Source organism: Streptomyces sp. SID13726 (genome assembly GCF_010548375.1).
In the GTDB taxonomy this organism is placed as follows: Bacteria; Actinomycetota; Actinomycetes; order Streptomycetales; family Streptomycetaceae; genus Streptomyces.
In genome coordinates, this window is record NZ_JAAGLY010000003.1 from 342,753 (window position 1) to 361,315 (window position 18,563).

Below are 18,563 nucleotides of genomic sequence, written 5' to 3' on the forward strand. Positions count from 1 at the left end.
TATCAGACCACTCACCCTTGGCAATACCCTCTGGCGGCAGATTTTCCCGTCTTCCGGCCATAGTGGTCCGACCACCTCGCCGGTTAGACTGCGGCGCACCCGGTGAGTGCCCGGTGCTTTCCCGGCGCGTGCCCGGTGGTGGCATCCGGTGAGTGGAGGAGTGGCGTGGACGAGACAGCCCCGCAGAAGGGCACCGTGACGCAGCGCGCCATCGAGCAGATCAAGGCGATGATCGGCGAGGGCCGCCTGGAGCCGGGCCAGCGGCTGCCGACCGAGCGTGATCTGGCCGCTCAGCTGGGCATCTCGCGCAGTTCGATGCGGGAGGCGATCCGCGCGCTGACGGTCCTCGGGGTGCTGGAGGCGCGGCACGGCTCCGGGATCTACGTCACCCAGCTGGAGGCCGGCGATCTGCTGGAGACCTTCGGGGTGGTCGCCGACCTGTCCCGGGGCCCGCGTCTGGTGGAGCTGCTGGAGGTGCGCCGCATCCTGGAGTCGACGGCGACCGCGCTGGCCGCCGCCCGGATCACCCCCGACCAGCTGGCCGAGGTCGAGAAGCACCTCACGGCGATGAACGCCACCGACGACCCCGAGGAGATCCTCGCCCACGACCTGGCCTTCCATCGCGAGATCGCGGCGGCCGCGGGCAACGACACCATGGCGGCGATCCTGGAGGGCCTGTCCTCACGCACCTTCCGCGCGCGCGTGTGGCGCGGGTACCAGGAGGAAGGCGCCTTCGAACGGACCCGGCGTGAGCACGCGGCGATCCACCGCGCGCTGGTGGCCCACGATCCGGAGGCGGCCCGCGCTGCGGCCGCCGCGCATGTGGGCGAAGTGGAGGAGTGGCTGCGGGCACAGCTCGGGGCATGAACGCGGGGGAGGTCGTAGTGGAGCTGGCCTTCCTCGGCCCCGACCGCAGCGGGCTCGGCGGAGACGGTGACCAGACCGCCGTCCTCCCGGGGACCTTGCGAGGAGGAGTTCACGGTCCGGTGGGGTCAGCTCATCCCGTGAGGACCCGGGTCTCCGCGTCGGGCAGCTTCGCCCACCAGTGCCCGTAGCGGCCGTAGACCCGGGGCTCCCGGTCCGCGAGCAGGGCCGTCAGCGACCTGGCCTCCTCGGCGAGGCCGTCCCAGGTCTGCGGGGTGAGGTCGTGGAAGGCCGTCGCCTCGACACCGCCGCCCTCGGCCGGGCGCCAGACTCCGGCCACCCGGCCGTCCACCAGCAGGGTCGGCAGCACGTCACCGTTGACCCGGATCACCAGCGGCCGGTAGTCCGGCGGGATCATGCGGCCGCGGTCGGCGTACGCCAGCAGCGTGCTGTCCCACATGGCCATCAGCCGGGGTGGCGCGGGGGTGTCCGCGGGCGGGCGCGGGGCGCCGGGAAGGTCGTACAGGATCGTGCCGTCGGGGCCGTCGAGTTGCTCGACGGTGTCCGTGAGCGCGTGCAGCGCCTTGCGGACGCGGGCCCGCTGCGCGGTGGCGAACTGGGCGACGTCCGCGACGGAGGCGGGCCCGAACGCCTCCAGACAGCGCAGCACGAGAGCCTCAAGTGCCTTGTCCTCCCGCTCCCTTGAGAACGTCCCCTCGGGTGCCGCGACATACGACGGGGACGTGCCGAACGACCAGGGCCCGCCGCTCGGCACATGCACCAGCGGGGCGTACGCGCGCATCCCCCACCAGGCACCGTCCCGCCGCTCCTCGCCGACCCGCTCGGCGAGCCATGCCGACAGGTCGCCGTTGGACCGTGGCTCCACGGCGAACTCCAGGAAGCCCGGCTCCAGTTCGAGGGCGTCCGCGGGAGTCAGCCCCGCGGCGGCGAAGCGGTGACCGAGCCGGGAAGCGTGCAGCGTGGGCCGCATCGCCTCCCGGACCATCGGGTAGTCCTCGGCGTGCACCGCGTGCAGGGTGATCCGCAGCAGGGTCGCCTTGACGAGGGTTCGGCCGGCGAAGGCCGCGTCGAGGTCGGCCGGGGCGAAGCCTTCGAGCCGGTTCCACAGCGCGAGATACGGCGACGCGGGCTGCTGCGCCTGGAGCGCGAGAACCCGCCGGACCGCCTCGCCCACCGGCAGCCGCTCCCGGTTCAGGAGCAGCTGGCGGGCGAGCGTGGCCCGGTTGAGTTCCCGCGCGGTGATCTTCACACCAGGGATTGTGCCCTCTTGAACCGCAGGGTCACCAGCTCGAACGGCCGCAGCCGCAGGGACACCGCGTTCCGCTCGCGCCGGGGCCCGGGGCCTTCGGACAGCGGGCGCTCCAGCAGATCCGTCGCCGTGACCCCGGCGACCTCGAACCCCGCGGTGAGCGTGGCCCGGGCCCGCCCGCCGTGCGCCTCGTGGAACCGCACGACCACGTCCCCGCTGCCGTCGTCGGCCAGCTTGACGGCGGTGACGACGACCGCGTCCCGGTCGACCGACACCAGGGGTGCGACCTCCCCGGCACCCGTGACCCGCCGTTCCGGCAGATTGATCCGCCAGCCCTCCCGCACCGCGTCCCCGATCCCCGCACCCGGCACCAGCGCGTGCCGGAAGCGGTGGACGCCCTGGTCGGTCTCGGGGTCGGGGAAGCGCGGGGCGCGCAGCAGCGACACCCGGACCGTGGTCGTCGTGCCCTGGTCGCCGTCCGTGCGGACGGTCCGGGTCACGTCGTGGCCGTACGTCGAGTCGTTGACGACCGCCACGCCCCAGCCGGGTTCCTCCAGGTGGACGAAGCGGTGGTTGCAGGCCTCGAACTTGGCCGCCTCCCAGGAGGTGTTGGTGTGCGTGGGCCGATGGAAGTGCCCGAACTGCGTCTCCGACGCGTACCGTTCGGCGTGCACGTCGAGCGGGAAGGCGAGCTTGAGGAACTTCTCGGTCTCGCGCCAGTCCACTTCGGTGTCGATGAGCAGCCGGGTCTCCCCCGGTGCCAGGGACAGGACTTGGGTGACGCGGGAGGCGCCGAAGGAGCGGGTGACGCGCAGGCTCCCCTCCCCCGCCACCACCTCCTCCACGTCGGTGAGGTCCGTGACGGTGTTCCGGTAGAACTCGTCGACGTCCCAGGCGTCCCACATGTTCGGGAAGTCCGGGTGGAGTTGGAGGAGGTTGGCCGCCCGGCCGGGTGCGATGCTCTCGCGGTCGGCCCCGATGTCGTACACGGAGACGACCAGGCCGCGGTCGTCCGTCTCCACGCGCAGCAGGCCGTTGTCCAGGACGTGTCCGCCGGCCGGACGCTCGGACAGGGTGGTCCGTCCCTCGACCACCTCGGTTCCGGCGCCGCCCGCGGCGACTCCGTTACGGCCGTGGGGTGCGGGGTTGAAGAGCAGTTCCCCGGTCCCCTCCCCCGCCAGGGCGCGCTGGGCCGCGTCGATGATCCCGTTCAGCTCCTCGGCGAGCCGCTCGTAGGTCCGCCGTGCCTCGCGGTGCACCCACGCGATGGACGACCCGGGCAGGATGTCGTGGAACTGATGCAGCAGCACCGTCTTCCAGATGCGGTCCAACTCCTCGTACGGGTACGGGAATCCGGCCCGCACGGCCGCCGCCGCCGCCCACAGCTCGGCCTCGCGCAGGAGGTGTTCGCTGCGGCGGTTGCCCTGCTTGGTCCTGGCCTGGCTGGTGAGGGTGGCCCGGTGGAGTTCGAGGTACAACTCGCCGACCCAGACCGGTGGTTCGGGATACTCCGCCTCGGCCTTGGTGAAGAACTCCGCCGGGGTCTCCCAGACGACGGCCGCCGAGCCCTCCAGGTCATGGAGGCGGGCCGCCTTGGCGACCATCTCCCGGGTCGTGCCGCCGCCTCCGTCGCCCCAGCCGGTCGGTGCGAGGGAGTGCCGGGCGACCCCCTTGTCCTTGAAGTTCCGTGCCGCGTGGGCGATCTCGCTGCCCTTCATGGAGCAGTTGTAGGTGTCTACGGGCGGGAAGTGGGTGAAGATCCGGGTGCCGTCGATGCCCTCCCAGCGGAAGGTGTGGTGCGGGAACTTGTTGGTCTGGGACCACGAGATCTTCTGCGTCAGCAGCCACTTGGAGCCCGCCGCCTTGATGATCTGCGGGAGTCCGGCCGCGAACCCGAACGTGTCGGGCAGCCACGCCTCCTCGTTCTCGACGCCGAACTCGTCGAGGAAGAACCGCTTGCCGTGCACGAACTGACGGGCCATCGCCTCCGAGCCCGGCATGTTGGTGTCCGACTCCACCCACATGCCGCCGGCCGGCACGAACCGCCCGTCCGCGACCGCCTTCTTGACCCGCGCCCACACCTCGGGCCGGTGGTCGCGCACCCAGGCCCACTGCTGGGCCTGGGACATGGCGAACACGAACTCCGGCTCGTCGTCGAGCAGGGCGGTCATGTTGGAGGTCGTGCGGGCGACCTTGCGCACGGTCTCGCGCAGCGGCCACAGCCACGCCGAGTCGATGTGCGCGTGTCCGACGGCGCTGATGCGGTGGGCGGAGGGCACGGCGGGCTCCGACAGGACCGTCTCCAGCCGTACCCGCGCCTGCGCGGCCGTGCCGTTGACGTCCTGGAGGTCCAGCGCGTCCAGGGCCTTCTCCACCGCCCGCAGGATGTCCCAGCGGCGCGCCGACTCCACCGGCAGCTCGGCCATCAGCTCGCCGAGCACCTCCAGGTCGAGGACCAGCTGCCAGACGGTCTCGTCGAAGACGGCGAGGTCCATGCGTGCCAGCCGGTACTGGGGTTCGCTGCCGGCGGTCTCCTTGTCGCCCAACTGCGTGGGCAGGAAGGGGTGGTAGTCGAGGATCACCGGGTTGGAGGCGGCCTCGACATGCAGGCGCACCGCCTCGCCGCCCTCGACGGGAGCGCCGATCCGCACCCACTGGTTGCGCGGGTTGAGGCCCTTCACCGGGGTGCCGTCGGGCCGGTAGACCAGGCCCTCGCACTGGAAGCCGGGCATGTTCTCGTCGAAGCCGAGGTCGAGCAGGGCCTCCACGGTCCGCCCGGCCCACGCCTCGGGGACGGTCCCGGTGACCCGGAACCAGCTGGTGCCCCAGGGAGCACCCCAGCGGGCGCCCACGGCGACCGGCTCGGGCTCGGCCGCGAGTCCCTCGGCGACGGGCACCGGCTCGTCGGGGGCGTGCCACACCGCCACGTCCAGCGGCACGGACTCGGGGTACACGGCGGGGCGGAGGCGCTCGTCGAGGACCCGCTTGAGGCGGGCTTCGACCAGGCTGCGGTCGTCATGCATGCGGGGTGCTCTCCAGTGGTCCGGGGTTACCAGGGGTGGGTCGTGGTCACCAGGGGTGGGTCACGGTCACGGGGTCCGACGAGGTGTACAGCTCCCCCACGGCACGCAGCTCCAACCGCGCCTGCCGCTCGCCCTGTTCGGGCTGGAGACCCGCCAGGAAGTACGCCCGCTGGCAGGTGCCGCCGAGGAAGCGCCGGGTGCCGTCGGGCAGGAGGCGGTGGAGGGTGTAGTGGCGCACGTCGCCGGGAGCGGGGTCCCAGGCGAGCCGCAGGTCGCCGCCCGACGCGGCGGTGACACGCAGACCGGAGGGGGCGTCGGGGGTGCGGGAGGTGTCGTGCACGGCGAGACCGCCGAGCCGCCACCGCACCGAGCCACTGCCGCCCGCGCCGGGCGTGAGCCGCACGCCGAGCGCGTGGACGGTCCCCGAGAGCCCGGTGAGCCGTACGGCCGAGGTCCGCCAGCCGCTGCCGGAGGGCACGGGCAGATACGTGTACGGCGGTGTCGTCCCCGGCGCGCCCGGCTCGGCGGTGGCCACCGCAAGCTCGACGCCCACCGCGCCCGCGTCGGTCCGGTGGGTCAGCTCGACCACCGTGTCGCCGCCGACCGGCAGGCGTGCCGCGTACAGATCCACGGTGACTGGCTCATCCACTGAGCCACTCACCAGCACACTGCTCCCGCCCCGCCAGGCGTCCGCGAAGTCGAAGCCCACGGTCGGCCGTGCGCCCTGCGTCCGCACCACCCACTGGCGCGACGGCAACCGGTCCTGGAGTCCCAGGTGGTTCCACGGCACGTCCGAGGTGACCGCGCCCTCCTCGTACCACCGCAGCCCGTGTCCGGTGTTGAAGACGCTCGCGAACGGCACCGCCGTGACCGTCGACCGGTCGGCGACCGAGACCGCCGGAGCACGCCAGGTGTCCGTGGCGTCCGGCCGGGACGGGTCGAGCGACACGCCCGTCCAGAAGCGGTCGTCGGCCGCGTGGAAGTCCTTCGGTGTGCGCTGGTCCGAGGGAAGGTGGTTACGGGTCCACTCGGGCCGGTACAGGCCGATCGACGTGACGTGCGCCGTGGTCGTCGGCACGATCGCGTCCCAGTTCTCGGTGGTGTTCCAGCCGTTGGCCTCGACGTCCACTCCGGCCCACAACTCGTATCGGCTGCGCCCCAGTTGCTGGGCCAGCGTCCCCGAGGAGGCCAGACCGCCCGCCGTCCAGCGGAAGTCGACGAACATGTCGTCGGCGGCCTGGAAGAAGGCCTGGTTGCGGCTGTTCAGCGCGCCCTGCCAGCTGACCGACCCGCTCACGGTCATCGAGTCGTACCAGGTCACCCGCTGCCCCCGGGCGGCGGCGAGCGCCTTCAGCTCCTTGACGAAGCCCAGCATGTCCGCCCCGAGGGCCGCGTCCCCGCCCCCGGTCTCGGCGTTGACGAACCACCCGTCGAAGCCGTACGCCTCGGCGACCGCCACGAGTCGGGCCGCCAGCGGGTAGTGCCCGGCGGTGTCCTTCTGCACGAGGTCCCGGGTCCACCGCAACTGTCCGCCGTAGGCGACCGGCGGCAGGAAGATGTTGCCGAGCACGGGCACGCCGTGCCGGTGGGCCGCGTCCACGATCGGGGCGTTCGGTGCGAGGATCAGCCCCTCGCCCGAGGAGCCGCCCCAGAAGACGAGTTCGTCGACGTAGGCCCAGTTCCCGAAGGCGTAGTAGTCCGAAGTCGCCGAGCCCTGGGAGGGGTTGCCCGCCGTGGGCCCGAAGGAGACCAGGGACTGGATGCGGGCCTGGCCGTCCCGTGCGGTCCGGTTCACCGGTGTCGGCGTGAAGCGGGCGGCGCGCGGTACGGAGGCCGCGTTGAAGGCGAGGTCGGTGTCGTCGGCCGCCCGCCAGGCCTTGAGGCTGCGCCAGGTGATGCCGGTGCCCGGGGTGCCGGAGGGCAGGGAGTCCGGGTACCAGTAGGTGGCGTACGGCTGGAGTGCGGTCGCCGTCGCCGCCCTCGCCGGGAGCCCGGGGAACAGTGCGGCGGCGGTCGCGGCGAGCAGGACCGTACGTCTGGTGGGTTTCACGAGCGGGTGCCTCCTTGTGGGGTGGGGAGTACCTGGTCGGACGTGACGACCTCGGCGATCCCGCGCGCCGACAGATGGGCCGGGTCGGCGGCGCGGGTGTCGAGGACGGTGGTGGGGCGGACGCCGTCGGCGACCAGCTGGAAGTAGGCGTCGAAGACCGGGCCGCCGGGTGCGCAGAGCGAGCGGGCGGCGGGGTCGGCGGGGACGACCAGTGCCGTCGTACGGCGTGCGGGTGCGTCCGCGCCCGCACGTGCCGCCCGTTCCAGCACCCGGGCGGTGTCCTTGGGCTCGCGGGCGTTGGTCAACAGGCCGAGGCCGTACTCCAGTTCAGGGAAGTCGGCCAGGTCCCGGGACACGTCGTGGGAGCACCACCAGGTGATGCCCCACAGGTCGGGGCAGTCCAGCGCGTTCCTGACGGTGGCCTCGGTGAAGGCGGCGGCGTGCTCGGGCGGCACCAGGGGCGCGGGCGCGCCGACCTCCTGGAGCCAGACCGGGCGGTGCGGGTCGTCGGCCCAGGCCTTGCTCAGCTCGACGAGGTAGGCGGCGTGGTGCTCGGCGGGGACCGACTGCCGGCCGTGGCGCTGGGCCGTGCCGTTGAAGACCCAGGAGTGCACGGCGGTGACGCTCCCGTGGCGGGCGGCCTGGGCGGGGGTGAAGGGCTGGTCGTCCTGGTACCAGGTGGCGTCGTACTCGGCGTGCAGGTGCAACCGGCCGGGGGCTCCCTCCTCGCAGGCGGCGAGCATCCGGGTGAGCCAGGCGTCGATCTGCTCGGAGGTGGCCCGGTCGGGGTCCGGGTGGGGGCCCGCGGAGAACTGGTTGACCTCGTTGCCGAGGGTCATGCCGAGGAAGTTGGTGCGGTCCGCCAGCGCGCCGGCCAGGGTGCGCAGGTAGGCGGCCTGGCCCTCGACGACCTGCGGGTCGGTGAAGAGGTTGCGCCGGTGCCAGGTGCGGGTCCAGGCGGGCAGGAAGTCGAAGCTGCTCAAGTGCCCTTGCAGACCGTCCACGTTGACGTCCAGACCGCGTTCGGCGGCGGCGTCGGCCAGCCGTACGAGATCAGCGACCGCCCGCTCGCGGATCAGGGTACGGTTCGGCTGGAAGTACGGCCACAGCGGGAAGACCCGGATGTGGTCCAGGCCCAGCGCGGCGATCGAGTCGAGGTCGGCGCGGACGGAGTCGAGGTCGAAGTCGAGCCAGTGGTGGAACCACCCCTGGCTCGGGGTGTAGTTGACGCCGAAGCGCACGGCAGAAGTCATACGGGATCCTTGACTCTGGGGGTTCGTTCAGCCCTTGACCGCGCCCTCGCCGACCCCGCGGAAGAAGTACCGCTGGAGACAGGCGAAGAGGGCGATCAACGGTGCCACGGCGATGACCGTGCCCGCGGCGACGAGCCGTTCGTCGCCCGCGAAGGTGCCGTGCAGATAGTTGAGGCCGATGGTCAACGTGAACTTGGACGGGTCGCTCAGCACGATCAGCGGCCACAGGAAGTCGTCCCAGGCGCCCATGAACGCGAAGATCGCGACGACGGCGACCGTGCCCTTCACGGACGGCAGCGCGATCCGCAGGAACCGCTGCCAGACGTTGGCGCCGTCGACGTAGGCCGCCTCCTCGATCTCGTACGGGAGGTTGAGGAAGGCGTTGCGCATGAGCAGGACGTTCATCGCGCCGATGCAGCCGGGCAGGACCACGCCGACCAGGGTGTTGTTGAGGCCGAGCTCCCGCATGGTCGTGAACTGGGCGATGATGATGCCCTCCACCGGCACGAGCATCGCCAGGATGAAGGCGAGGGTGGCGGCGCGGCGGCCCCGGTAGCGCAGTCGGGCCAGGGCGTATCCGGCGAGGGCCGAACCGACGCAGTTCGTCAGGACGTTGGCGGTGGCGACCTTCAGGGAGTTGAGGGCGTAGTCCCACACCGGGATGGTGTCGGAGACCCGCTCGTAGTTGTGCAGGGTGGGGTGCGCGGGCAGGAAGCTCGGCGGGGAGCTGTAGATGTCCTCGGTGGGGCCCTTGAGCGAGGTCGACAGCTGCCAGAGGAAGGGGCCGACGGTCAGGGCGAGGACGGCGAGCAACAGAACGTAGCGCAGGACCAGTTCGCCCTTGCGTACCCGGGTCACGACTCCGCCCTCCGGTCGGCCCGCAGCACTAGCAGCATCAGCGCGACGGTGACGACGAAGACCACGACGGAGATCGCGGAGGCGTAGCCGACCCGGCCGGTCAGTCCCGTGCCGGTGCGCTGGACGAGCATCACGAGCGTGGTGTCCTCGCCGGCCGGTCCCCCGCTGGGGCCGGCCATGAGGTAGACCTCGGAGAACACCTTGAAGGCGGCGACCGAGGACAGCGCGCCGACGAGTGCCATGGTCGAGCGGACGGCGGGGACCGTCACCGTGACGAACCGCCGTACCGCTCCGGCTCCGTCCACGGCGGCGGCCTCGTGCAGCTCGCGCGGTACGTTCGCCAGCGCGGCCAGGTAAATGATCATGTAGTAGCCGAGGCCCTTCCACACCGTCACGGCCATGGCGCTCAGCAGGAGCAGCCACTGGTCGCTGAGGAAGCCGATCCGGCCGACGCCGATGGTCTCCAACAGCGAGTTGATCAGGCCGCGTTCGTCCAGGAGCCACACCCAGATCAGTCCGACGACGACGATCGACGCGACGACCGGGGTGTAGAAGGCGGACCGGAAGAAGGTGATGCCGGGGATGTTCTTCTGGACCAGGAGCGCGAGCAGCAGGGGAAGGATCACCAGCGCGGGGACGACCACGAGGACGTACAGGGTGCTGTTGCGCAGGCCGATCCAGAACATGTCGTCGTGCAGCAGTTCACGGAAGTTCGCGAGCCCGACGAACTCCCCCGGGATCAGGGTGCGCTTGTCGGTGAAGGCGTTCACCAGCGTGGAGACGAACGGGTACAGGATGAACACGCCGATGACGATCAGACCGGGCGCGGCGAACAGCCAGGGGCTGGTCGGCAGTTGGCGCCGCACCCGGGACACGGTGGACAACGACATGGCTATCCCTGCTGCTGGAGCAGCGTGTCACACGCCTTGACAGCGTTGTCGAGCGCTTCCTTGGGGCTCTCCTTGCCCTGGAGCGCCTTGGCGACCTCGTTGCGCAGCGCCGTCTTCATCTGCTCGCTGAACAGCACGGGCGTGTAATTGACCGCGTTCTTCAGGGACTTGGCGGCGGCGACCCGCACCCGGGTCTCGTCCGTCCCGTCCTCCTTGGTGAAGTACGGGTCGTCGAGCGAGCCCGCGGTGCTCGGGAAGATGGCGACCTTCTTGGCGAACGACATCTGGTGCTCGGCGTCGGTGACGTAGTGCGCGAAGGCGACGGAGGCGGCCTTCTTCTTGCTCTGCGCGTTCACCATCACGCCCATCACATACATGTTGACGTGCCCGGTGCTGGTGATCTGGTCGGTGATGCCGATGTTCTTGTACAGGTTCGGCGCCTGCTTCTTGAAGTTGCCGAGGTCCAGGGCGCTGCCCGGGTTCATGGCGACGGCCCCGGTGAGGAACTTCTTGCCGGACGACTCGGGGGTGGCGGTGAGGGCCTGCGGGTCGAGCGCCTTGGCGTCGTACAACTCCTTGTACTTGGTGAGGAGTTCGACGCCCTTGCTGTCGTTGAAGGCGAAGGCGGTGCCCTCGGAGTTCATGAGGGGGACGCCGTAGCGGCCGAAGTCCTCGACGGTGGGCACGTTGGCGAGGGTGGCGACCTTGCCGTCGGTCTTCTTCGCCAGCTCCAGGGCGTCGGTGAAGAGTTCGTCGTACGTCTTCGGCGGCTGGTCGGCGTCGAGCCCGGCCTCCTCGAAGAGGGACTTGTTGTAGAAGAGCGGGCCGGTGTTGAGGTACCAGGGGAAGGCGAAGGTGCCCGTCATGCCGGGGATCTGGTGGCTGGCCCAGGCGCCGTCCAGGTACTCCTTCTTGTACTGCCCGGCCGCCTTGTCGAGGTCGAGCGCGAGGCCGGCCTTGGCGAGGGGCGCGACCAGGTCCGGGGAGACGTTGACGACGTCGGGCAGGGTGCCGCCGGCCGCGTCCGCGCTGATCTTGTCGGCGTAGCCCTCGGCGGGCTGGTCGATCCACTTGACCTTGGTGCCGGGGTATTCCTTCTCGAAGTCGGCGATCAGGCCGTCGAAGTAGTCCTTGAAGTTCGCCCTGAGGTTCCAGGTCTGGAAGGTGATGTCGCCCTCGACCTTTCCTGAGGCGTCGGACGAGCCGCCGTCGTCGTTCCCTGAGCCGCAGGCACTCAGCGGCAGGAGGGCACAGACGGCGGCAGCGGCGAAGGTTCTGCGGGAAATGGGCACGGCGAACCGGTCTCCTTCGGGGCGGAGTTGGCCAACGACGGAGACCCTGCACGCCGTTCCGAGGGCCCGTCAATGCATTGCGCACAGCTAATTTGTTTAGTGACTAATGCGTATTAGGTTGACGCAGCTGAACCGCATTAGTGCATACTGTCCCGACCAGCTGCCGGGGAAATGGGGAAAGAGCGTGTCAGGCAAGCGGTCACCGGTCCGCAGGCCCACGATGAAGGACATCGCGCGGCAGGCCGGGGTCTCCCAGAGCGCCGTCTCCTTCGCGTTGAACGGCCGGCCCGGGGTCTCCGAGGACACCCGCGACCGGGTGCGGAAGGTCGCCGAGGAGCTCGGCTGGCGCCCCAGCACCGCGGCCCGCGCGCTGTCCGGCGAGGGCGCGGCCACGGTCGGCTTCGTGCTGGCCCGCCCGGCCGAGACGCTCGGCGTGGACTCCTTCTTCCTCCAACTCGTCTCGGGGATACAGGAGGTGCTGGCGGAGCGCCATCTGGGGCTGCTGTTCCAGGTCGCCGAGGACGTCCAGGAGGAGTGCGAGGTGTACCGGCGCTGGTGGGCCGAGCACCGGGTGGACGGCGTCCTGGTGGTGGACCCGCGAACGGACGACCCCCGCACCGGAGTTCTTGACGAACTGGGCCTGCCAGGGGTGGTGATCGGCGGCGCCCCCGACGAACGCCACCCGGGCCTCTCGACCGTCTGGGCCGACGACGCGGGCGCGATGGCCGCCGTGGTGGACGAGTTGTACGCGCTCGGCCACCGGCGGATCGTGCACATCGCCGGCCTGCCGGGCCTCGCGCACACCGAGCGCCGTGTCCGCAGCCTGCGTGAGGAGGCCGAGCGGCGCGGGCTGACCGGCGTGAAGTCGGTGACCACCGACTACTCCGACGCGGAGGGCGCGGCCGTGACCCGCCGGGTCCTGGAGGCGTCCGCCGCGCCGACCGCGCTGATCTACGACAACGACGTGATGGCCCTCGCCGGAGTCGCCGCCGCGACCGAGCTGGGCCACTCGGTGCCCGGGGACGTGTCGGTGGTCGCCTGGGAGGACTCGGCCCTGTGCCGCATGGTCAAGCCGTGGCTCTCCGCCCTGTCCCGGGACAGCGTGGAGTTCGGCCGTACGGCGGCCAGGGAGCTGACCGCGCTGCTGGACGGCGGCCCGGCCCGGACGGTCCGGGTGCCGGTGCCGCGGCTGATCGTGCGGGGAAGCACAGGGGTGGTGGGCAGCTGAGGGCTACGCACGCCCGCGGCCGGGTGAAGGGTGGTCACCGGATTCCCGAGAACCCGGTGACCACCCTTCACCTCACACCTCGGACCGGTACAGCCCGAACTCCGCGATGTGTACGGCGTTCCGGGACCGGGTCACCCGCAGTCGCCACCGGCGGGCCCGCACCGGCGCCGGCAGGAGGAGGATGCGGCTGGCGCCGATCGTTCCGGCGGACGCGACCTGAGTCCAGGCGCCCTCGCGGAACGCCTCGACGACGAGGTTCTCCACCTGCTGGCCGTGCCGGATGTCCTCCGCGAGGCGAATCCGGTCCACCTCGTGGTCGTGACCCAGATCGAGGTCGACGCCTCGCGGTGTCGTGGTCCTGCGGGCGCCCTGTGCCAGATCGCGGGGCAGCTCGCGTTCGATGCGCTCGCGGAACTCCCGCAGGCGGACCACGTCCGTGGCGTGCAGCAGGCCCTCTGTGTCCGGTGGGACGTTGAGCAGCAGGACCGCGTTGCGGCCCACCGAGCCGAAGTAGATCTCCGTCAAGTAGTCGACGGACTTGGGCTGTTGGTCGGCGTGGTAGAACCAGCCGTCGCGGATGGAGACATCGCACTCGGCGGGCCACCACTGGAGGTAGTCCGTGGCCGGCCGCGCCTTCACCAGTGCGGCCCGGCTGCCCTCGTCGGGGGTGTCGTAGGACAGGGCCCAGTCGGTGCGGCCGTACTGGTTCTCCTTGACCGGGACGACGCTCCACTCGTCCTCGCGCGCGATACCGCTCTCGTTGCCGACCCAGCGCAGGTCGGGGCCGGTGACGGCGATCGCCGCGTCCGGGGCGAGGGCGCGGACCAGGGCGTACCAGCTGTCCCAGTCGTAGCTCTCCACCTTGTCGGGCGGGATGTGGCCCTGGGCGCCGTCGAACCAGACCTCGTCGACGGGACCGTACTCGGTGAGCACCTCGTACAGGGTGTTGAGCATGTGGGCGCCGTAGTCGGTGGCGGAGAGGGTGAAGAAGCGGTCCGGGGAGCGGTCGTCGTCCTCGACCAGGGTGGGGACGGTGCGCTCCGACCGGGCGCTGCCGTTGGCGTACACGCCGTGCAGGTACTGGTTCTCGTCGGCGGGCGAGAGGTAGACGCCGACCTTGAGGCCGTGGCGGCGCATCGAGTCGGCGAAGGAACGCAGCACGTCTCCGTGGCCGTCGCGCCAACTGCTCGACGCCACCGTGTGGTCGGTGTACCGGGAGGGGTAGAGGACGAAGCCGTCGTGGTGCTTGACCGTGAGGATGGCGAGTCGGAAGCCGCCGTCCTTCAGGGCCGCCGCCCACTGGTCGGTGTCGAGGCCGGTCGGCTGGAAGACGTTCGGGTCCTCGTCGCCGGTGCCCCACTCCAGGCCGGTGAAGGTGTTCACGCCGAAGTGCAGGAAGGCGGTCTGTTCCAGGCTCTGCCAGGCGATCTGCCGTGCGGTGGGCCGGACTTGGGAGGCCTTGCGGACGAGGTCGGCTTCGGTGTCGGCCTGGGACACGGGGATGCGGTAGAAGCGGTCGTCGGGGGCGGCCACGGCGAGCCGGGGGACGCCGGTCACGGCGAGGGCGGTGGCGGCGGTGACGAAGAGGCGTCTGGAGACGGTCATGGGATGGGGGCTCCTCAGCTCAAGTGCCAGACGGTGGGGGTGCGTTGGTCGGCCGGGTACTGCCTGATCCGGCCGTCGTCCGTGGCGGTGAGCGCCATCTGTGTGATCGCGTTGACCAGCCGGTAGCCGCCCGCCGCGGGCTCCAGCTGCCAGCGCTGCAAGGTGTTCGTGGCGTCACAGGTGTCCCAGGTCGCCTCGACACCGGGCTGGAGCGGCACGTTGAGCGTGAGCCTGCCGCCGCTGATCGCTAGGCAGCCGGAGTCGGACCGCAGGGTCACATAGCCGTCCGCCGTGCGCCGCACCGCGGCCGTGAAGGACGTGCCGAAGCCGTACGTCCCGTCCGCCACCGGCACCTCGGTCAGGTCCCGCCGGCCGGGCGCGTGGCCGACCGCCGTGCCGCGTGCGGTGAACTCGGCGTAGGTCGCGTCGGGGTGAGGGTCGCCCCAGGTGGCCTGGGCGACATGGCGCAGGGCGGGCCAGAGCTCTGTGGCGACCTCGTTCTCGGTCTCGCCGCGTCCGTTGTCCGGCCACAGGCTGATCTTCGCGCCGGTGACGCCCTTCGAGGACGTCAGCTTCTCGCCCTCGAAGCTGCGGGGGTCCCAGCTCTGGTCGTACAGCGACCCGGTGTCGCTGTGGAAGCCACCGCGGATCAGGTAGAGCGAGTAGGCGGCGTTCATCACCGAGTAGCCCTGCGCGATGAGTTGACCGGGCTTCACCGCGACGTTCAGCCAGTGCTCGACCGTGGTGTCCTTGTCGACGGGCACGGTGTTGGCGCCGGTGAGCCCGTCGTTCCAGATGCGCAGCTCGACGCCCTTGCCCGCCGCGTAGTCGTGGACGCGGTTGACGAAGTCGACGAAGGCGTCCTGCGGGGTCGCGCCCGAACCGTACTTCTCCTGGGCGTACTTGAGGATCTGCGGGTACTTCGCGAAGTCGGAGCCGAGCATGTACTCGTCGGCGCCCATGTGCCAGGACTTCGAGGTGAAGACCTGGGCGTACTCGTCCATCAGGCTCTTGTAGTAGTCGAAGGCCGCCTGCTGGGTGATGTCGAGCCGCGAGGGCTGCTTGTTGCCGTCGGAGTCGGTGAGCTGGAGGTCGGGGCGGTTCTCGATCCAGGGGTCGATGTGTCCCGGGGAGTTGATCTCGGGGATGATCTCGACGTGGTACTTGTCGCCGAGCGCGACGAGCCGCCGTATCTCGGACTTGGTGTAGTAGCCCCAGGTGTTGGCCTCGGGGTGGGCGTCGCTCTTGACCTTCAGCTCGACCAGCAGCTGGTTGAGCTTGTTGTAGGACATCTCGCGGACGAGGTTCTCCAGCCAGGGCAGCGTGATGTGGATGTAGCAGGCGCACACGCCGACCCCGCGCTCCTTGTAGCGGGGGATGTCGACGGTGCGTCCGCCGGGGACGCGGTCGCCCTGGGCGAGGAGCTGGAGGAGGGTCCGGGTGCCGTAGAAGGCGCCGGTCTCGGTCGCGCCGGTGATCGACAGGCTGCGGCCGGAGCGGAGTTCGTAGCCCTCGGCGCCGAGGGAGCCGCGGGACGGCTTGACGTCGATGACGATGTCACCGGTCCGGGCCGCGCCCCGTACGACGGGGACCGAGCCGTGCCCTGCCGCCCGCAGATCACCGGCGAGCGTGTCGGCGACCCGGCGCTCGGCCGTGCCGTCGGCCACCAGCCGGGCACCGGGCCCGAACCGGAAGGCACCGGACTCCGGTGTCCAGTCGGTCAGGGCGGGCACGGTGACCGGCGCGCTCCGCGCCTCGCGCGCGACCGCCGGAACGGGTGCCAGGAGCAGCGTCAGCAGCGCCACCACAGCGGCGAATCTCAGCCGTTTCCTCATGAGCGACTCCCTATTCATCGGATGGCTGATAATTGAGGCCACCAAGTGGGCTGTCAACGGGGCTGAATCAGCCGAGAGTTACTCCAGAGATCGGATGACCTGCTGGTCAGCGGCCCTCCCTCGGCAGCACCCGGCGCCAAAAGTCCAAGAGGACCGTTCCGAATGTCCAAGCGCGAGCACTCTCGACTCGGAGCCCGCCCCCGGGCAGAGTTGGCCCTACGTACTCGCCAGTAGCCCCGAGGAGCGCACGTGACCAGCTGGGTCGGCCGGACCGCCGCCGAGATCGCCGCCGCCGTCCGCGAGAAGCGGGCCACCCCTCGGGAGGTGGTGGCCGAGCACCTCGCCCGGATCGAGCGGCTGGACGAGCGGGTCGGCGCGTTCCGGGTGGTGCGGGCCGAGGCGGCGCTGGCCGAGGCCGAGGAGGTCGGCGCCCGCGGTGATCTGGGTGAACTGCCTCTAGCCGGGGTGCCGGTGGCGGTCAAGGACAACCTCGCCGTGCGCGGCGAGGCCAACCGCGTCGGCACCGAGGCGACCCCGGACACCCCGGCCGAGGCCGACCATGTGGTCGTGGCCCGGCTGCGGGCCGCGGGCGCGGTGGTCGTGGGTCTGACGAACGTGCCCGAGCTGTGCGTCTTCGGCACCACGGAGGGCGTCCACGGCACCTCCCGCAACCCGTGGGACACCTCGCGCACCGCGGGCGGCTCCTCCGGCGGCAGCGCGGCCGCGGTCGCGGCGGGCCTGGTGCCGCTCGCCCTCGGCAACGACGGCATGGGTTCGCTGCGCATCCCGGCGGCCAACTGCGGCCTGGTGACCCTGAAACCGGGGTCGGGGGTGGTCCCGGCCGGCATCAGCGACAGCGACTGGTTCGGCATGTCCGAAAACGGACCGCTCGCGACGACCGTCGAGGACACCCGCCTGCTGCTTTCGGTCATCGCGGACACCGAGTTCGCCCGCGACACGCCCGCCACCCTCGACGTCGCCGTGTCCCTGCGCAGCCCGCTGGCCGGGGTCACGGTCAGCGCGCCGTACGCGAACGCGGTCCGGGAGGCGGCCGGGCTGCTCATCAAGGCGGGGCACCAGGTGCGGCGCGCCGACCCGCCCTACCCGCTGTCGCTGGGCTTCACCTCGCTCAGCACCTGGACGGCGGGGACCTCGGTGGACGCGGCCGGGCTGGACCCGCGGCTGCTCGCGCGGCGCACCCGGGTGCACGCGGCGGTCGGGCGGCGCTTCGTGAAGACGGTACGGACGGGCAGGGCCCGGCAGGAGCTGCGTGAGCGTCTGGAGCCGTTCTTCGCCGAGCACGACGTCCTGGTGATGCCGGCGCTGGCCCGCCGTTCCCCGAAGTCCGAGCCCTGGCACGAGCGCGGCTGGCTGCGGAACGTCCTGATCAACACCAACTACTCGCCGCTCACCCCGCCGTGGAACCTCACCGGCTGGCCGGCCATGTCGGTTCCGCTCGGCACCCTGCCCTCGGGCGCCCCCACCGCCGTACAACTGGTGGCGCGGCCGGGGTCGGAGACGGTGCTGCTGGAGGTGGCGGAGGAGCTGGAGCGGCGGCAGCCGTGGCAGCGGACGGCGCCGCTCGACTGAGGCCGGGCTAGAGGGTTCTGTGCATGACGTGCAGTCCGACCCGTCCGTGCCGGGGGTGCTCGAAGGCGTCCGGCACGGTGCCGAGGATGGTGAAGCCGAGTGAGAGCCACAGCTTCACGGCCGGGTTGGTCTCCACGACGGCGTTGAACACCATGCCCCGGTAGCCGTCGGCGACGGCGGCGGCCAGGATGTGCTCGGCGAGGGCGCGGCCGTAGCCGCGGCCGCCCCGGTCCGGGTCGACCATGAAGCCGGCGTTGGCGATCCGGGCGGCGGGGCCGCCGTAGTTGGGGGTGACATAGGCCGAGGCGACGAGCGTTCCGCTGTCGTCCTCGACGACGTACACGCGCTTGGCCGGGTTCATCCAGAGCGTGCGCGCCGCTTCTTCGGAGGTGTCCGGGTCCCAGGTGTAGGTCTCCCCGGCGGCCACGATCCGGTGCCAGAAAGGCCAGATCCGCGGCCAGTCGTCGGCCGCGGCTTCTCTGATCAGCATGGGCGTGAGTCTCGCACGCCCATGCCGTCGGCGATCGCGAAGCTCCTGCGGTCAGTCCACGCTGGGCAGGATGTGGGGCTCGGCGAGGTCGTCCTCGTACCCCGCGAGCCGGATCGGGGCGGAGCGCGCCCAGACGTCGAGGCTGCCGAGTTGTCCCGGCCGTCGGCCGGCGCGCTCCGTGCGTTCCTTGGGGCGCTGTTCGCGATTCGTCTTCTCCGGTGTCACCGCGCACTCCTTATGTGTCGGGCTCACCCTCGGGACATCACCGGTCCGATGATCGGCCTGGCGTCTGGACGTCCGCTCGGGTCTGGGTCG

The 18,563-nt window shown here is 71.2% G+C and carries 14 protein-coding genes; 3 read left to right on the top strand and 11 right to left on the bottom strand.

Annotated elements, in window-relative coordinates; translation table 11 throughout:
• Positions 1 to 165 precede the first annotated feature (165 nt).
• Positions 166 to 867: a FadR/GntR family transcriptional regulator gene (locus tag G3I78_RS08905; protein WP_164422286.1), complete on the top strand. Its 702-nt coding sequence runs from the start codon at positions 166 to 168 to the stop codon at positions 865 to 867.
• A 130-nt stretch (positions 868 to 997) separates the two neighbouring features.
• Here G3I78_RS08905 and G3I78_RS08910 read toward each other — a convergent pair whose 3' ends face one another.
• Genes G3I78_RS08910 through G3I78_RS08940 form a run of 7 tightly spaced genes read right to left on the bottom strand, consistent with a single transcriptional unit; the run spans position 998 to position 11,500 of the window.
• Positions 998 to 2,134, bottom strand: a complete 1,137-nt coding sequence (locus G3I78_RS08910) for a winged helix DNA-binding domain-containing protein (protein WP_164422287.1) — start codon at positions 2,132 to 2,134, stop codon at positions 998 to 1,000.
• Positions 2,131 to 5,157, bottom strand: coding sequence for a glycoside hydrolase family 38 C-terminal domain-containing protein (locus G3I78_RS08915; protein WP_164422288.1), 3,027 nt, complete (start codon positions 5,155 to 5,157; stop codon positions 2,131 to 2,133). The genes G3I78_RS08910 and G3I78_RS08915 overlap by 4 nt, the downstream gene beginning before the upstream one ends.
• A gap of 46 nt (positions 5,158 to 5,203) precedes the next feature.
• Positions 5,204 to 7,207, bottom strand: coding sequence for an endo-beta-N-acetylglucosaminidase (locus G3I78_RS08920; protein ID WP_164422289.1), 2,004 nt, complete (start codon positions 7,205 to 7,207; stop codon positions 5,204 to 5,206).
• A complete protein-coding gene (locus G3I78_RS08925; RefSeq protein WP_203614709.1) occupies positions 7,204 to 8,460 on the bottom strand; it encodes a glycosyl hydrolase in 1,257 nt (418 codons plus the stop codon). The genes G3I78_RS08920 and G3I78_RS08925 overlap by 4 nt, the downstream gene beginning before the upstream one ends.
• A gap of 27 nt (positions 8,461 to 8,487) precedes the next feature.
• Entirely contained in the window at positions 8,488 to 9,318 is an 831-nt protein-coding gene (locus G3I78_RS08930) for a carbohydrate ABC transporter permease (RefSeq protein WP_164422290.1), read from the bottom strand.
• Positions 9,315 to 10,208: a sugar ABC transporter permease gene (locus tag G3I78_RS08935; RefSeq protein ID WP_164422291.1), complete on the bottom strand. Its 894-nt coding sequence runs from the start codon at positions 10,206 to 10,208 to the stop codon at positions 9,315 to 9,317. Before G3I78_RS08935 ends, G3I78_RS08930 begins: the two co-directional genes overlap by 4 nt.
• A 2-nt stretch (positions 10,209 to 10,210) precedes the next feature.
• Positions 10,211 to 11,500: a sugar ABC transporter substrate-binding protein gene (locus G3I78_RS08940; protein ID WP_164422292.1), complete on the bottom strand. Its 1,290-nt coding sequence runs from the start codon at positions 11,498 to 11,500 to the stop codon at positions 10,211 to 10,213.
• Positions 11,501 to 11,720: 220 nt separating this feature from the next.
• Between G3I78_RS08940 and G3I78_RS08945 the strand changes: the two genes are divergently transcribed.
• A complete protein-coding gene (locus G3I78_RS08945) occupies positions 11,721 to 12,728 on the top strand; it encodes a LacI family DNA-binding transcriptional regulator (protein WP_203614771.1) in 1,008 nt (335 codons plus the stop codon).
• Positions 12,729 to 12,800: 72 nt separating this feature from the next.
• On the opposite strand, the gene G3I78_RS08950 is transcribed toward G3I78_RS08945, so the two are convergent.
• The gene (locus G3I78_RS08950) at positions 12,801 to 14,333 is read right to left on the bottom strand and encodes an alpha-L-fucosidase (protein WP_164422294.1); all 1,533 of its coding nucleotides are present in this window, start codon (positions 14,331 to 14,333) and stop codon (positions 12,801 to 12,803) included.
• Positions 14,334 to 14,347: 14 nt separating this feature from the next.
• Entirely contained in the window at positions 14,348 to 16,168 is a 1,821-nt protein-coding gene (locus tag G3I78_RS08955) for a family 20 glycosylhydrolase (protein WP_239157707.1), read from the bottom strand.
• A 249-nt stretch (positions 16,169 to 16,417) separates the two neighbouring features.
• Here G3I78_RS08955 and G3I78_RS08960 point away from each other — a divergent pair, with 249 nt between their 5' ends.
• A complete protein-coding gene (locus G3I78_RS08960) occupies positions 16,418 to 17,758 on the top strand; it encodes an amidase family protein (protein ID WP_164422296.1) in 1,341 nt (446 codons plus the stop codon).
• Between the two features lie 7 nt (positions 17,759 to 17,765).
• Here the strand turns inward: G3I78_RS08960 and G3I78_RS08965 are convergent, their stop codons facing one another.
• Together G3I78_RS08965 and G3I78_RS51150 are read right to left on the bottom strand one after the other, a co-directional pair.
• On the bottom strand, positions 17,766 to 18,248 hold the full coding sequence (locus G3I78_RS08965; RefSeq protein WP_164422297.1) for a GNAT family N-acetyltransferase: 483 nt from the start codon (positions 18,246 to 18,248) through the stop codon (positions 17,766 to 17,768).
• 51 nt (positions 18,249 to 18,299) lie between these two features.
• Positions 18,300 to 18,473, bottom strand: a complete 174-nt coding sequence (locus tag G3I78_RS51150) for a hypothetical protein (RefSeq protein ID WP_343243690.1) — start codon at positions 18,471 to 18,473, stop codon at positions 18,300 to 18,302.
• Positions 18,474 to 18,563: the final 90 nt, after the last annotated feature.